The following is a 16,372-nucleotide window of genomic DNA, read 5'->3' as shown; positions in this document are numbered from 1 at the left end:
TACTTTTGGAGTGTTAAACCAATTAAAAATAACACTATGGGAAAATTTGTAATTACCAAAAGGGTAAACGGCGAATATCAGTTCAATCTGAAGGCAGGGAATGGCGAGACTATTTTAACCAGCGAAGGTTATAATCAGAAAGCATCTTGTCATAAAGGAATAGCATCTGTGAAGGTTAATTCTCAGGACGATTCCAAATATGACAGAAGAGTGGCTAAAAATGATAAAGACTATTTTGTACTAAAAGCAGGTAATGGTGAGATTATCGGAATGAGCCAGTATTACGCGACAAAAAGCTCTATGGAAAACGGAATAGCATCGGTAAAGAACAATGCTCCGGATGCTGAAGTTGTAGATGAAACTATTTAATACCAGTAGTAATGGAACTCAAATTAAAACTAGAGCAGTTAACCCAGAGAATTCATGGAATAAAAGAGCAGGTACAAACCGAAGAAGCAACAAAGAATGCTTTTGTAATGCCTTTTATCCAGATGTTGGGTTATGATATTTTCAACCCTACAGAAGTAATTCCGGAATATATTGCGGATATTGGAACTAAGAAAGGAGAGAAGGTAGATTATCTGATTAAAAACAATCAGGAACCTATTCTGATTATAGAATGCAAAAACTGGAAAGAAAATGCTGATGCTCATAATTCGCAGCTTCACAGATATTATCATGTTTCTAAAGCCAGATTTGGTGTGTTGACGAATGGTATTGTATATAACTTTTATGCAGATCTGGAAAAACCGAATATTATGGATGATAAACCATTCCTGACGGTTAATTTGGAAGACTTAAAAGATAGTGCTATAAAAGTGCTGGAAAGTTTTACCAAGCAAAATTATAATGAGGTATCTATCTTGGATTCTGCCGAGGCACTGAAGTATATAAGAGCTATTAGAAAAGAATTCGAGAAGGAAATAGAAAACCCTTCTGATGATCTGGTGCGTTTGTTAGTAAATAAATTTTTTGAACGGCCACTTACTGCAAGTCGGATGCAATCTTTTAAAGAATATACCAAAAGGGCACTGAGTATTTCTATCACGGAATCTATCAGTTCCCGTCTGAAATCGGCTTTAGTGATTAATGAAACACTCGATACTAATACTCCGAAACCTGTTGCTGTTGATGAGCATAGTGAAACTTCTAAAATTGTAACTACAGAAGAAGAGCTGGAGGCTTTTCAAATTGTAAAAGCTATTCTGAGAGAAAAAATCCCAGCGGAAAGAATTGCCCACAGAGATACCCAATCTTATTTTGGTGTTTTACTGGATGACAATAACCGAAAACCTGTTTGTCGTTTTCATTTTGGAACATCCAGAAAGCAGATCGAACTTTTCCACAATGGTAAAGATTCCGGAGAAAGAATTCTTTTGGAATCATTGGAAGATATTTACAAACATCGTGATTCATTACATCAGACACTTGAAAATTATACGATATGATAAAGCTGCTACTTTCTCTCTATGCAGGTGCAGGATTATTAAATGCTTCCTATAATCCGGTTTTATTGCATGCAGATGGTCATAACAGGGGCTGTACAGGATCTGCAAATTGTACGGCATGCTCCAATTGTTCGGGTTGTGCCCATTGTACATCAGGTGGTACTTGTGGGGTATGTAGCGGTGGCTCTTCTAAGAAAAAAACTTACTCGTTCGGAAATTATTCAAAAAAGAAATCCTCGGGAAGCAATCGTAATATGAAATCAGGTTATTCAAAAACTAACTTGAAAGGCAGTAAAAACCCGGTATATTATTACAGTAGTAAAATGGCACTTACCGAAGATAATTTTTTGTTTACGATAAACAAGAAAGTCGAAGTCCGTAAAGCACCCGGAGATCAGTTTAAAGTTTTGGAAACTTTACAGCCAAATTCAAAGCTTATTTTTCTGAACAAAGAAGAAAAATGGTATAAAATACGAGTATACAAAAGTGGCACAGAAGGTTTTGTTCATTCCAAAAATGTAAAATAAATGAAATTTTTCTTTCTCCTCTGTGCGTTGTGCTGTTTTATAGCAGTATTGCGTCTGCCAATTGATTATTACACTTTCTTGCGTATTGTAATTTTCATTGGAGCAGGTGTAGCATTATACCATCTCTTCAGAAATAAAATTTATTATTGGACAGCAGTTTTCGGATTTATTCTGATTCTTTTCAACCCCATATTTCCGGTATATCTGCATAGAAAGTCATTATGGGTACCACTGGATATTATTACAGGAATCCTATTTCTGTGTCTGAACTTTATCAAAAAGAAACCGGAAGAAGAGAAAGAGGTATTGTCATTATCTGAAGAACCTGTTACCCATACACGTGACAGGATAATGAATCCACAAACTTTAAAACAAAATAAATAAAATGAATATTCAGATCTCCGAAAATCTAAAAGCGCATTTTCTCAGGCTTTATCAGATGGCCATATGCGATGATAATTTTAGTAAGCTTGAATTGAAAATGTTGTACCGTTTTGCTGAAGAGAGAGGTGTTACAGCTAAGAATCTTGACGAGATTCTGTTAAATCCTTTAGATACCAAGAATGCCCTTCCCCGGACATTGGAAGATAAAATAGATTATCTGTATGATCTTGTACTTATGATTTGGGCAGATGATCTTGTAGACGATAACGAAAGGTCGGCACTGGAAAAATATATAAAACTTTTTGGCTTTGTAGAAGAAAACATATCTGCAATTGCCGACTATCTTTTAGAAGCAGTGAAAAGTGGAAAAACAAAGAGCGATATACTGTATGAACTTCAAAATTAAAGCATCATGACAACTCAAATCAAAAACCTGTTCCGGTTAAAACCATCCGGACTAATTAATGGTCATCATAACAAGGATATAAATCCGGAAGAATCCGCTGAAGATAAAGAAGAAGCAAGAAAGCGGACTTATCATGAATCCGGCCACAGAGAAGGCGGACGAAATATAGGTAGTCCCAGAGCATTGTCTATTTCTCTCAATGCTATTTATGCCAAGTTTCAGAATGAAGAAAAAGAAAAAGTGGAGAAACAAAGGACAATAAAAGAACCTTATTATAATGAGCAAAAAAATAAAGAAACTGAGATAAAAGCATTACATGTCAGTCAGGAAAATAAAGAGGAGCAAACATCCAGAGTTGAAGAGCAAATAAAGAAAATAAAAGATGTAATAGAAGCGATAAAATTTGAAATTAATGATCTGGCACGGAATCCCGAAAAATACCATATAAAGGCTACAAAAGGTGCTTCTACAAAATTTTGGATAGGCTTTATTATCCTTATTCCAATTAGCTTGTATCTGTTTACATTTTATATTTCTACTTCTTATTCTGCATTTTTCAAAACATTTGATCCTGAGAGTAATCTTATTATGAATATGCTTGATCCGAAAGCTTTTGAAATAGCATGGAAAGATGGTACACTGGAAGGAGCATTTGTTACACTAATTCCATTTGTTTTTCTTGGATTAGGCTATTTAATTCATATGTATGGAGAGAATAAAACAAAACTCAACTATTTTAAAGTAGGTGTTTTGTTTCTTACCACTTTTGTATTTGATGTAATCTTAGCTTACCAAATTGAAGAGAAAATCTATAATCTGAACAAAACATTTGATTCCCCATCATTCGACTTGTCTATAGCATTTACCAAAATTCAGTTTTGGGGGATTATATTTGCCGGTTTTGTGGTGTATATTATTTGGGGCTTGGTGTTTGACTTTATTATGAAAGAGCATAAAGAAAAAGATAAGATTAAGCATGAACAGGCAAAACGTGAACAGGATATCCGAATTCATCAGGAAAGAATTGCGGAACTTGAACAACAGAAAGAGGCACTGGTAAAAGAGCAGCACGATATTCGTGAACGTATTGTAAATGCGCAGGGCAGAATTGCAGAACTACAACGAATAATAGATGCTGTGATTATTCCAACAAAAGAATATGTACTTTATGCATCTGAGTATACACAAGGCTGGACCACTTTTATTTATGAAAGACTTTTCCTTCCCCAACATGAAAAACAGGAATTGGTAGATGAATGTCTTAAAACGTATGATGATCACATGGAAAGCGTTGGAGCTAAGTATGAAACTCAGAACTCTGTGTATCTGCCTGTATTATAAAAATGTCTGCTATGAAATTTAAATTTATATTTTTAATTCTTACAATTTCTTTGTTACAAAACTGTGGTAAAGAAAGCACTCTAAAAAAAGCTGATAATTTTACGGTAAGTACCGAAAATTTGACCAATACGGCAGATAAAAACCTTAATGTTAGTTTTCTGTTGGACTTGTCGGACAGAATAGATCCGGTGAAATATCCTAATACTTCCATGCCCTATTATCAGAGGGATTTGTACTATATAAAAAGTGTGGAGCAAGCTTTTGTAGACCATATCAAACATAAAAAGATACTTCAGTTGAATGATCAGATGCAGGTTTTCTTTGATCCTGAGCCTCAGAATCCACAAATGAACAAACTTAGTCAACAGCTTAAAGTAAAATTTGACAAGAATTCTACAAAAGATAGAATAGCGGGAGTAGATAAGATTTTTACTCAAGTTCCTCCCCAAATTTATCAGTCGGCTATTCATGGGAAACAATATGCAGGTGCAGATATCTGGAGGTTTTTTAAAAATAAAGTAAAGGATTATTGCGTAAAAGATAAACACCGCAATATTCTGGTCATTATTACAGATGGTTATATGTACCATAAAGACAGTAAGTTTACTGAGGGTAATAAAAGCTCTTTCCTGACTCCTGAATTTATACGAAGTAAAAAGCTGACAACTTCAAATTATAAAGAACTGATTGTTAAAAATAAATTAGGCTTTATCCCTGCTACCGAAGGACTTCAGAATCTTGAAGTATTGGTGTTAGGTATTAATCCTTCAAAAAATAATCCATACGAAGAGGATGTTATTCACCAGTATTGGGCAGATTGGTTAACGGCAATGGGGGTGAAGAAATTTGATATTAAAAATGCAGATTTGCCAAGTAATCTGGATCCTGTAATCCGTAAGATTATCCAGAAATAAATTTTATGTGTTTTGACGATGAAGTCTTGAATATATCTTATTCAGGGCTTTTTCGTAATAAATATAATGTTTTGAAAATATCATGGATTACCTTAATTTTGTTAAACCCTTAATGGTAAGATTGAATCATGATAATATGTAGTTAATTAAGAGAAAATGTAATGATAATATATTTAAGAGAGCTCAGAATTTGAATTTTAAGCCAAAACTTTTGTGTAAGGCATACTAAAAAATAAATGGCTGATTATTTTGGGAAATAGCCTTTGTCAGGGAAATTTCTCTTCGGTTGTTTTTATAATTGTCTATTAATTAGGTAGAATTTAATTTGGGGTTAACATTAAAGCTTTCTTTTTTTCATAAATTGTAGAGAATTAAGGCAGCCTTTGAAAAAAGACTGTATTCGCTAAATCCCAAACACATCAAATTTTTACCAATGAAAAAAAGATTTCAACCCCCAAGTGTAAGAAAATTATACACAATTGTATTTTTTTCTTTGTTCTTATCATTCGTTTTAAGCTCTTGCTCACGAGATGATACAACCGGAAATAAACTTCCGGAAAGTTCTGTAAATAACAGTGGTTATAAAACTTATGGCGATCTTGTTTTACAAAAAAATGTAATCGTCCTGAATGACGAATCTGTACAGGCTATTACAGAAAATGATCAGCAAATAAGCTTTAATTACATTACAAACCAGACGGATAGTATAAAAGAAGGAACTGTTATTGTAGCGACTAAGATAGAGAATGATAAAATCAGAAATATTCTGGCTAAAGTAGTCTCTGTATCCGGAACTGGCAATCAACCTGTTTTCAGAACAACCAGTGCAAAGCTTGAAGAAGTTATATACAGCGGTAACATCAGTGGTGTATATGATCCTTCTCAACAGGCATCATTGCAGGTTAATGGTCAACAAGCCGGCTATGTACCTATAGAAGGACTAATTCCACAGGCAACTAATGCTAAGATCAGTAATCTGGAGGCGAAAGCTATTAACATCCAAAAGAGTGCTAATATAGACAAAAGCGCTATTAGCAATACAATTAACTTCAAGTATTTTAGCTTTGATAAAACTATTCCTTTACCTGCACAACAAGTAGGACCAATTACAGCCGCCGCGGATATTAATGTAAAAGGTGGATTTACACCTAAGATAAAGTATAATATTTCCTTTTCTTTAGGGCATCTGTCCAGTTATTATGTAGACTTTATAATGGATGACATTAGCCTGCAGGCTTTAGCAAATATCCAGGGAAAATTGGGTTATACTTTAAGTGTTACAGATTATATTAATATTCCTATTGTGCCAATCGTACTGGGACCTACAGGGCTTATAATAAGTCCGACGATAGCTGCGGGACCTTATGTGGGAGCAAGCGCAACCGGAAGAGCACAATTGCAGCTCTTTGCTCTTACAGGAAAAGCTAATTTTTTAGTAGGTCTAAAACCCGATATGAATGTTAATTTGCAGACTATTACCGGTCCAAAAATTACAAAAGTTGAAGGTGAGGTGTCTGCTGAGGTTGGGGTAGAAATAAAAGGAGCGGTAGGGTTACAGTTTTTAACGGCTTCAATTGCCAATTCCGGCCTTAGAGGAAGAGTGGCAGCTGTTCCGTCTTTAAAACTGGAGTTGGTTCCTAACAGAAGTATGCCTTTTGAACTAAAATCTAAAATTCAGGCAGATATGTTTTATGGATTTGGAATTCCACCATTGAGATATGAAGGAACTTTCCCATTATTGAACAAAGAAATTCCTATTTATAAAAAGAATCTCCTGTAAGAAAATATTACAATCTACTAAACCGTGTCGAGATTTTAATCCCGACACGGTTTTTTTATTGAATATTCTGTACTAGTCTATTATCAGATCTTTTTAAATAATCGGTCAATTTCATTTTTTTTATTGGGGTCTATTTTATAGAATTCATTCAATAAATCTATACTCCTTGGTTTTTTAGGATATCGGTTGTTTTCAAGGAAATTTTTTAAGGCCATATTGACTTTATCCTCACCAAGGAGTTCACTTAGCTTTACCATAACAACAGCTCCCTTGGAATAAGAAATATGAGTATTTTCAGCCGTGACTCTGTAAAGAGGTTGATTTTCAGATAATCCTTTTTCACTATCATAGATCTGTTGATGCATTTTTAACCTTTCCTTCATTTTTGCTTCTCCATGCATCTTTTTATACAGCATCATTTCCGTATACATGGCAAGTGTCTCGGTAAGCATAGCGGCTCCTTCACGTTCATCAGGATTAATCTGACTATTTCCCCACCATAGATGTGATAGTTCATGCCCGGCAAGTTCATTGATAACATCCTGTTTTTTGTCTGCATTTATATTCGCATGAAAAATCATATTTTCAGGCATGAATACTGCTGATGGATAAGCTGTGGCAGCAAAACCTTTGGTAAATGAGGATATCTCGGCAAAAGTGATGCTTTTAAAAGGATACGGGCCGAAATTTTGAATGCAATAATCTAGTGTAAGTTTTATATTATTGATGAGGTGGTCTACATTTTCAGTATGCTTTTCTTGATACAAAACTTTCACATTAATTCCTTTGTACAGAATATTTTTTTGTTCATATTCCGCCGACGAAATGCCAAAGCGGAAAGGAATAGATTGTACTTTGTATTGGAAATAATTTCTGTTATTTTTTATCCAATGTTTTATAAGATCTCCTGTGCCTATTGCTGTCTGATTTTTATCCGTAGAAATTGTCATATTCAGATTTATAAAATCATTTTTGAATACCTCAGGAGCTTCAGGTTTTCTTAATTGATCTAACTTTCCAAGTCTATATTCTTTTCGAATATGCTCATCTTCTATTTCTCTGTCTTTTTGATAGCCAATAGTCGGATAATAACGGCTGATCCGCATAAAAGATCCATTTTCTATGATGGCATTGAATGATTGATGACCATTTACAGAATACCAGTGATAAGATAATTTGAAATCCAAAGTAGCTGTTTCATTAGGCTGCAAAGGTTTTTTCAGAATGATTTCTGTTACATCATTGCTAATGCTTCTGCGTTCCATTGAAGTGATAAAGACAGCAGATTCAATCTTTAGATCCGGACTAAAATTAACCAACACTCTGTCAATAATCTTATCTGTCTGGTTTAACAGAGAATAATGACCCTGGATTTGATAAGAATTGGAAGCAGGGTAGAGTTGAATCTCTGTGTTTACGTCGGTAACGACGGGCTGAGGGAAGTTCTCATATTTTTGGTGTTTTACTTCATAATCGACAGCATTAGTTAAAGTCTTTTGTTCATCTTTAGGGATATAACCTTTCATAAAAAGATTAGCACTGAATATTCCTGCTATAAGGAATGTTATTACCAATATTGAGCTTTTTAGATTCCACTTTTTAGTTTTAATCAGCTCATTTAATTTCCATAATAAAAATATAAGGGCAAGTCCAAATATTAGTCTTTCTGTGAAAGAGACAACATAAGGTCCATATCTGTTGAAATCACTGTAGACTTCGGTATAGTCCGAAAATATTCTGAGTATCGGATATGAAATAAGTTTTTTAGACAAAGGGCCAGTGAATAGAAAAACAGCTAATACAGAAGTCCCCAAAGCCAGAAATCTGTTTCTGATGATGTCATTGATAAGCAATATAAGTCCCGAAAATAACATTAGTGGAAAAGTATTAAAAAGTACAACACCCCAATAGGCAAACCAGTCGATATGGAAGTAATTATATATCCATTGAAAGACAAGACCTTCGATTATCAAAATTCCGGTAAAAAATGACAATAGAGCGCCTGCGGTAAATAAATGACATGTAAGCTTGTTTCCGGAAAAATAAGTGCTTTTTTCGATTAATGCAAAACCAGAGGTTTGACTTCGCCAGTATAGATCATTAATAAAATACGTCATTGTAAGCAAGCCTAGTAAATGAAAATTTTCGGAAATTGTAACGGCCATTAACCCGGAGCTTGCAAATTTCTGAGGTAACCGGATTCCTTTTTCAATCTCGGCATACATTTCCATTCCGGTAAAGAAGAGTAGTAAAATAGAAATCGCTGGAATTGTAATGCTTTTAAATAAATATATAAGGTCTATTCTGATAAAGGATATAGTAGCAGCAATTCCTGCTATATTTCCGAAATTAAGATTTGTGGTTTTATATTCACCAGAACCAATAACTGAAGATTCAGGAATTGTTATATTGTTTTTCCTGGTCCTCTTTGCCGCTGAATCTGAGAAAGAAAATAATCTGTAGGTAACAAAAAGTAAAACCGCAGATATTGTAAAATAAATGATTCTGTTCAATAGCAATATACCTGATAATGGAACTGTTTGAGAATTTTTTTGATGAATATTAAAGTCTTTTGCTGCTAAGAAATAAGAAGATAAACCAAAAGGATCAGCAATAGCTGATAAATGTTGCGCTTCGGATGATTGTGGCAGATTGCCTGCCATAAAAGGAGAATTAGAAAATATCAGAACCACCATGTAAAAAACATACAGGAATAATCCGCCAACTACTACCAGTAGTTTTTTACGTGTTACAAATGATATAAAAAATAGAAAGTTGCACACCAGAAAACAATTCAGAAAACCAAAGATCAGAAGCGGATATATATAATACCAACCATTGAAATAATCCTGTATCTCACTACCTGATCTTAGATTTTGGCCAATTATAAAACCTGAAATCAGAAAAACAAAGCTTAGAAACGTACGTGAAAAATAAGCGGCAAAACGTCCGTTCAGATATTTATTTTTGGATATTGGAAATGAGAAAAGGACAAGGTTGAATTTTGAATCCTGATCCTTGAATAATTGCTGAATTGCATAAATAATAGCGAAGAAGATAACAGCCAGACTCAGCAATCCGGTCATAAACCCTATAGTATAAGGAGAGTTAAGATATATACCATCGCCAACCGACATATTGAAATTATTGCCACAAAATATTCCAATACCTACGAGGATAATGATAATAGCATAGCTAGACCAATGCTTCATGTTGCATTGAGTCTCAAATAAAAATATGGTATTCATAACTAAGGTTTTTGGGTAAGTGTATGGAAGTAAACGTGTTCCAATAATGGATTTACTGAAAGAAAATCTTTAGGTTGTTTGTCGGAATATGTTGTAATATACAATTCTCTTTCAATGAGTTGCTGGCTGATGATATGGTGTTTATTCTGATAACTTTCCAATTCAGATTTTTCAATAGATCTGGACCATATTTTATCTTCCAGTTCGGAAATTAATTCATTAGGATTACCAGTTCTCAAAAGTTGCCCCTTATTCATAATTGCCATTTCGGAGCAGAGGTTACGTACATCTTCTACGAGATGTGTTGAAAGAATTACAATAACGTCCTTACTAATGTCATTTAACAAAGAATTGAAGCGGTTACGCTCTTCTGGATCAAGTCCGGCTGTAGGCTCATCCACAATAATAATCTTCGGATTTCCTAACAAAGCCTGTGCTACACCAAATCTTTGCCGCATACCACCAGAGAAAGTTTGTACTTCTTTTTTTCTAAAATCAGAAAGGTTAACCTTTTCCAGCAGATTCAGGATTTGTTCTTTGCGCTCTTTACGATTGTTAATCCCTTTCAGCAGGGCTATATGTTCCAGAAGATCGTAAGCCAATACTTTTGGGTAAACGCCAAAATCCTGAGGCAAGAAACCAAGGTTTTGTTTAATATGGCTTGGATTTTCAGATACATTGACCCCATTGAATATAATACTCCCGGAAGTAGGTTTTTGTAAACCAACAATGGTTTTCATCAGAGAAGATTTTCCCGCACCATTGGGTCCCAAAAGACCAAACATTCCGTTTCTTATTTCCAGTGAAATGTCTTTAATTGCCTGGAAACCGTTTTTATAGGTCAGGCTGAGATGGTTAATAGATAATGTGTTCATAATAGTTGAGTTTAGACAATAGAATGACTGGCAATGTTTCCATTGCTTTATTAAAGTGTTATATTACAGTGTGTTATTCTTCTCTGTATTCCAGAATGTCGCCAGGCTGGCATTCCAGAATTTTACAGATGGCTTCCAGTGTATCGAAACGAACACCTTTGGCTTTGCCTGTTTTCAGAATAGATAGATTTACAGGGGTAATTCCCAGTTTTTCTGCCAATTCTTTACTTTGCATTTTACGCTTGGCAAGCATCACATCTAAGTTTACTATAATTGGCATTTTATATAAATAAGTCTTGTTCGTTTTGTAAATGTAACCCTTGCGAAAAAATATTTGCCAGAAACAGACAGAATATTCCTAACATAAAGTGGATGAATACTAATCCCCAGACTATACTTTCCACTTCTACAAAGAAACTGGCTAATATTGCTACAGGCAGCGGAATAAAAATATTATAAATATAAAACCTGCGAAGTTCTGAGATATTCTTTTTTGTGAAAAGTTTTGGCTGAATAAATACTTTGAAAACCTTTGCAGATAACCCGAAAAAGATTCCATAACCAATAAGAACAACCATAAAAGAAAATATAATGTAAGGATAGTTGTTTTCAATATTCAGAAAAGGGGTTTCTGTAAACGGATAATTTATATGCAGGTACATATTCTGTTTATAAGGAGTAACTGCAAAACCAGTTACAAGACAGAGTATTGAATATACAGCTGTCACAAGATAGCCCGCTGATAATATGCAACATATGTAGTAGAGTACTTTTGAAATAATTTTGTTCTGGTTCATGCCACGTTAATTTAGTTTAATAATACAAATATATAATTAATTATCGTAAAACAATAATTAATTTAAATAAAAATTTATTTTCATCAAAATTACAAGTATGCTTCCTGTTAGTAAAGGCTCTGTACAGTATATTAACAGGCTCTTATTTGTTCTTGCTATATCCAATATCTTTAAGAAAAATATTAGGAGCACTGTTGCGCTTGTTTTAGTACATGTTTTATATTATTCTCTGTCTTTTGTGACTTTGTGGTTAAAAATGTTCCGGTAATTTTTTTGTACCTTTTATCTGTAAAAATCACTAAACACATTCTTATGTCAAATATTTTCGCCAATATCCGGCAAGCCATAGCCTTATTTAAATCTGTTGATTTTGAAAAACTTAGTAAGATTTCACAAAAAGTAGATATCCCGAAGCTTATGGATAACTTCTCTAAGCTGGATGATAAGCAGATAAATGGACTGATGAAAATGATGGATCAGGACAGACCTAAAAAAGAGCTTCCTCCTGTAGACGGAGATTTTTATGATATATACCATACACTTACACCCGAACAAAGAGAAGTTCAGCTAAAAGTTCGGGCCTTCATGGAGAAAGAAGTAAAACCATTAGTAAATAACTACTGGCTGCACGATGAATTCCCATTCGAGCTGATTCCGAAATTTAAAGAACTGGATATATGCGGTGTTACCTATGAAGGTTATGGATGTCCGGGAATGCCTTTCCTTATGGAAGGTGTAATTGCTATGGAAATGGCAAGAATAGATGCTTCTATAGCGACATTTTTTGGAGTGCAGTCGGGGCTGGCAATGGGCTCCATATATATATGTGGTTCCGAGGAGCAAAAACTAAAATGGCTTCCGCAGATGCAGAAGTTTGATAAAATAGGAGCTTTTGGTCTTACAGAGCCAGAAGTAGGATCCGGCGCTGCAGGTGGATTAACGGCTACTTGTAAAAAGACAGCAGAAGGCTGGGTTCTGAACGGAGAGAAAAAATGGATTGGCAATGCCACATTTGCAGATATCATCATTATCTGGGCAAGGGATTTGGACGATGGCGAGGTAAAGGGTTTTATTGTAGAAAGAGATAATCCGGGCTTTTCTGTAGAAAAGATTAAAGGAAAAATGGCACTAAGGATTGTACAAAACGGATTGATTACATTAAAGGATTGTCTGGTAACAGAAGAAAATCGGTTACAAAAAGCCAACTCATTTAAAGATACAGCAAAAGTGTTGCGAATGACAAGGGCAGGAGTAGCATGGATGGCGACAGGTTGTGCACGGGGAGCATATGAAAGTGCATTGGATTATACGCGAAAGCGTAAGCAATTTGGAAAACCCATTGCTTCTTTCCAGATGATTCAGGGGCACCTTGTAGAAATGCTGTCCAACCTTACTGCTATGCAAACATTGGTATTTCGGCTTTCCGAAATGCAGGATGAAGGCATTCTAAAAGATGAACATGCTTCTTTGGCAAAAGTATTCTGTACCATGAGAACCCGTGACATTGTTTCGCGCGCCCGTGAAGTAATGGGAGGAAATGGTATTCTGTTGGAATATGATGTTGCCCGTTTCGTTGCAGATGCAGAAGCTATTTATTCTTATGAGGGTACTAAGGAAATCAACTCCCTTATTGTCGGCAGATCTATTACAGGTTTTAGTGCGTTTGTGTAATATTTTAAGATGAACAATTAAAGTTTTCTAAATCTGGTATAAACTAAAAGCTAATGGCATACAGTGTAGAATTAGCAGATCGGGTCAGAGAAAAGCTGGCTAAAATTCCAAATATAGCAATCGAAGAAAAGAAAATGTTCAGCGGATTGTCGTTTCTGGTTAACGGGAAAATGTGCATTAATATAAGTGGTGAAAATCTGATGTGCCGCTATGATCCGGATCTTGAGGATGAGGTTGTGGAAAAGACAGGCTTTCTTCCAATGATTATGAGAGGCAAGCAGCTTAAAGGCTATTGCTATGTTGAACCAGAGGGCTTTCGCAAAGCTGATGATTTTGACTATTGGATCAGGATATGTCTGGAATATAATAGTATTGCAAAAGCATCGAAAAAGCGATAGCATCACCTGATTATTTTATCAATATAAAAATACCTCATAGGTTTTAAAAGCCTATGAGGTACGAAAATTTAAAGAGATTAGATTATTTGTATAGGTGCTTTCTTATTTTTACCAATAGATCTGCTGTTTTCTTTACATCCGGATATTCCGGAAGGGTAGAAGTGGTATAGCAATCCTCAATAGCCAAAATAAGGTCTTCTGCTTTTTGCATGATCATATCATACGGCCACTTACCTGATTTAATATCCAACAACTCATCACGGTTATCCACACGTACCTGTAAAGAACCTGTTCCGAAGATTTGTTCACAGGACTGTAATAAGCGTATAGTATGCATCATATTTTTACTGTCATAGTTTTGTCCATGCTTCCGGTTCACGTTATAACGATCCTCGCTGCGTTCAGAAATCCACTTCCAGTATTCACGGTACTCTTTACAGTAAACAGAATAAGCATCCAGATTACAGAAAAGATAAGCTATAGATTTTTCTTCTTTTGGTGTGGATGATACCGAAACCTGATTAGCTTCTTCAGTCTGTATAATCCCTTTATAACCTAATGTTCCGGTTTCATCATAGAATATAGCATACATTCCGCGGGTATTGTCTATGCTGGCCAGACCACATTTATCCTGAACTTTTCCCTGATCCGTTAACCATTTTTTCAAAGGAACAGAAAGGTGATCTTTAAGGACGTAGCAAAAGTCAAGGACAGATTTTCTTTCTTTTTCTACAGGATTCAATATTTTTTTATTCAACCCCTTAGCCTTTTTTATCTGAGATATGGCATAACCGGCAAAAGTATCTTTACATTGTTTCGAAAGAAATTCTTTTGAACTTAGCAGATCCATAAGTGGATGTTTGTATAGAATACAGTCGTCCGGGCTTGCCAGAATTTCCAAAATATTCGGGTTGTTTTTTTGCAAAAGTTCCATAAACCGACCTATTTCGTAATAGACAGTGTCGTTGGTTTCGTTGGATACCTGCGGCGTATAATCAAGGCCAAAAAAGGAATCTTTTGGCATATAATAAATACCACGTATATCGGTATCCGAAATTTCTGTTGCCAGTCCAAAAGCACGGCTTCCGGATATGACTTCAAAAAGGATAAGTTTATTTGCTTTTAGTTCTTCTATAGTCATTTTGTTCTTTTTAATTTAAATTAATTGCTTTCTAAAGCCTTGATATAATGGAAAACACGATCGCTCCATCCGTTGATTTCTGCTGTCCAGTTCCCGGTTTTTATTCCATGGGTATGGGTAGAGATATCAATAATATAAGAAGTCTTATAGGGTGTAGTATCCGGTTTTCTTTTTAATCCGGATTGTGCGTCAATATCCTGGCTGTCTGAGATTACGACAAGTCTGTCGGCATCTTTGGCATAACCTTTCTCCTTTAGCCATTCACATAGCTGGTAAGTGAAAATACCACCACCACCTAATTCAGAATATATCTTTTTATAATGTCTGAATATTCCCAGCCCTGCAGCATTATCCCATATCAGATGTTTTCCTTTTCGGGAAGAATCGCTACCAGCGGTGAATACCAGAATAAGATCTTCAAAGATATAGGAACCAACAGCTGCCATAGCAAAAGCCAGATCCATTCTGGAAAACTTAGAATTGGATGAGGTTACTTGTCCCATACTCCCGGATACATCTATAGCCAAGATGGTAGTCCCTGCTATTTTTTCCTGAGAAAAACAGTTTTTCATAGCATCGTCTATATAAGCTGTATATTCCGGTGCATTTCTTTGTGCTGCCAGAAAATTTAAAGGAGTCAGCCAGTTACTTTTTACCTGAGCAATCGCTTCCCGCATTGTCTTTCTGGAAAGTCCTGCTTCCGTCATATTTCTAAGATTTCTAAGAATCGCCAGGGATCCCAAACTTTTTTCAGTAAGCATTCTTTCGAAAGTTCCTTTTTTATCAGCTCCCTGAGATAGGGCTACTTCCCATGTATTAGCGGGTTTCAGTGTGTCTTCTACCAACGCTTTTAATGCATTTTCGTTTTCTACTGTAGGCTTAGGGTGAACAAGGTTTATCACATCTACCAATGATACTTCCATATTGCTTTTTCGGTATTTGGCAATCTGGTATTCGTCATATTGATCAAAAGCTTTCGCAATACCTTTTTTTACAGATTTAGACATTTTATAAGATCCGTTTCTTGCTTTCAGCATCTGAAGCAGATCTATCGTCATATCAGGTCTGTTGGCTATTTTGGCAACAGCATCTTTTATATTCACATGATGAATTTCATTAGCCAGAATTAATAACCATAATGGTGTATGTCTCAGTTTTTGTTCAAAACGGCATTCCAATGCCAGATCGATAATCTGTTGCCCGGTTACTTTATGACACAAGTTTTCTATCTGGGCCATAATTTCATCTGCCGGCTGATAATAGTCGGATTCAAAAAGAATATTAGCAAGTGTTACTCTTCTCAATAATTCATAATCGGAATATATTCCTGCTGCATTTGTTTCTTTTCCGGCAATAATACCGGAACCAAATCCTGTTTTTTTTGAATTTAATTTTGACATCACTATTTTGTTTTTTTAGTTAATGAAGTGGTTAAAACTAAT

The 16,372-nt window shown here is 35.2% G+C and carries 16 protein-coding genes; 10 read left to right on the top strand and 6 right to left on the bottom strand.

The window, feature by feature from the left end; all coding sequences use genetic code 11:
• Positions 1 to 36: 36 nt before the first annotated feature.
• From C8J95_RS13975 to C8J95_RS13940, 8 genes are all read left to right on the top strand, one after another.
• Positions 37 to 369: a YegP family protein gene (locus C8J95_RS13975; RefSeq protein WP_107809087.1), complete on the top strand. Its 333-nt coding sequence runs from the start codon at positions 37 to 39 to the stop codon at positions 367 to 369.
• Positions 370 to 380: 11 nt separating this feature from the next.
• The gene (locus tag C8J95_RS13970) at positions 381 to 1,448 is read left to right on the top strand and encodes a type I restriction endonuclease (RefSeq protein WP_107809088.1); all 1,068 of its coding nucleotides are present in this window, start codon (positions 381 to 383) and stop codon (positions 1,446 to 1,448) included.
• Positions 1,445 to 1,975 carry an SH3 domain-containing protein gene (locus C8J95_RS13965; RefSeq protein WP_107809089.1) on the top strand — a complete coding sequence of 177 codons (531 nt, stop codon included), beginning with the start codon at positions 1,445 to 1,447 and terminating at the stop codon, positions 1,973 to 1,975. Before C8J95_RS13970 ends, C8J95_RS13965 begins: the two co-directional genes overlap by 4 nt.
• On the top strand, positions 1,976 to 2,359 hold the full coding sequence (locus C8J95_RS13960) for a DUF6804 family protein (protein ID WP_107809090.1): 384 nt from the start codon (positions 1,976 to 1,978) through the stop codon (positions 2,357 to 2,359).
• A gap of 1 nt (position 2,360) precedes the next feature.
• On the top strand, positions 2,361 to 2,765 hold the full coding sequence (locus C8J95_RS13955; protein WP_107809091.1) for a hypothetical protein: 405 nt from the start codon (positions 2,361 to 2,363) through the stop codon (positions 2,763 to 2,765).
• A 6-nt stretch (positions 2,766 to 2,771) separates the two neighbouring features.
• Positions 2,772 to 4,106, top strand: a complete 1,335-nt coding sequence (locus C8J95_RS13950) for a beta-carotene 15,15'-monooxygenase (RefSeq protein ID WP_107809092.1) — start codon at positions 2,772 to 2,774, stop codon at positions 4,104 to 4,106.
• An 11-nt stretch (positions 4,107 to 4,117) separates the two neighbouring features.
• Complete coding sequence (locus C8J95_RS13945) at positions 4,118 to 5,020, top strand: hypothetical protein (RefSeq protein WP_107809253.1); 903 nt, start codon at positions 4,118 to 4,120, stop codon at positions 5,018 to 5,020.
• 433 nt (positions 5,021 to 5,453) lie between these two features.
• Positions 5,454 to 6,800: a hypothetical protein gene (locus C8J95_RS13940; protein WP_107809093.1), complete on the top strand. Its 1,347-nt coding sequence runs from the start codon at positions 5,454 to 5,456 to the stop codon at positions 6,798 to 6,800.
• Positions 6,801 to 6,883: 83 nt separating this feature from the next.
• On the opposite strand, the gene C8J95_RS13935 is transcribed toward C8J95_RS13940, so the two are convergent.
• The 4 genes from C8J95_RS13935 to C8J95_RS13920 form a co-directional block, all read right to left on the bottom strand.
• A complete protein-coding gene (locus C8J95_RS13935) occupies positions 6,884 to 10,048 on the bottom strand; it encodes a M1 family aminopeptidase (RefSeq protein WP_107809094.1) in 3,165 nt (1,054 codons plus the stop codon).
• Between the two features lie 2 nt (positions 10,049 to 10,050).
• Entirely contained in the window at positions 10,051 to 10,923 is an 873-nt protein-coding gene (locus C8J95_RS13930) for an ABC transporter ATP-binding protein (RefSeq protein WP_107809095.1), read from the bottom strand.
• 73 nt (positions 10,924 to 10,996) lie between these two features.
• The gene (locus C8J95_RS13925; protein WP_016200581.1) at positions 10,997 to 11,203 is read right to left on the bottom strand and encodes a helix-turn-helix transcriptional regulator; all 207 of its coding nucleotides are present in this window, start codon (positions 11,201 to 11,203) and stop codon (positions 10,997 to 10,999) included.
• A gap of 1 nt (position 11,204) precedes the next feature.
• Positions 11,205 to 11,585, bottom strand: a complete 381-nt coding sequence (locus tag C8J95_RS13920; protein WP_255412817.1) for a DUF2975 domain-containing protein — start codon at positions 11,583 to 11,585, stop codon at positions 11,205 to 11,207.
• A gap of 447 nt (positions 11,586 to 12,032) precedes the next feature.
• On the opposite strand from C8J95_RS13920, the gene C8J95_RS13915 reads away from it, so the two are divergent.
• Both C8J95_RS13915 and C8J95_RS13910 read left to right on the top strand, forming a co-directional pair.
• A complete protein-coding gene (locus C8J95_RS13915) occupies positions 12,033 to 13,391 on the top strand; it encodes an acyl-CoA dehydrogenase family protein (RefSeq protein ID WP_107809254.1) in 1,359 nt (452 codons plus the stop codon).
• 53 nt (positions 13,392 to 13,444) lie between these two features.
• Positions 13,445 to 13,789 carry a TfoX/Sxy family protein gene (locus C8J95_RS13910; protein WP_107809097.1) on the top strand — a complete coding sequence of 115 codons (345 nt, stop codon included), beginning with the start codon at positions 13,445 to 13,447 and terminating at the stop codon, positions 13,787 to 13,789.
• A gap of 82 nt (positions 13,790 to 13,871) precedes the next feature.
• On the opposite strand, the gene C8J95_RS13905 is transcribed toward C8J95_RS13910, so the two are convergent.
• Positions 13,872 to 14,930, bottom strand: coding sequence for a DNA polymerase beta superfamily protein (locus C8J95_RS13905; RefSeq protein WP_107809098.1), 1,059 nt, complete (start codon positions 14,928 to 14,930; stop codon positions 13,872 to 13,874).
• Between the two features lie 20 nt (positions 14,931 to 14,950).
• Positions 14,951 to 16,330 (bottom strand): TROVE domain-containing protein, encoded by a 1,380-nt coding sequence (locus C8J95_RS13900; protein ID WP_107809099.1) that lies wholly within the window; start codon positions 16,328 to 16,330, stop codon positions 14,951 to 14,953.
• Between the last annotated feature and the right edge of the window lie 42 nt (positions 16,331 to 16,372).

The sequence above is a fragment of the Elizabethkingia sp. YR214 genome (assembly GCF_003058195.1).
GTDB lineage: Bacteria > Bacteroidota > Bacteroidia > Flavobacteriales > Weeksellaceae > Elizabethkingia.
Note: the sequence above shows the minus strand (reverse complement) of the source record. Positions and strands in the feature narration are given on the sequence as shown.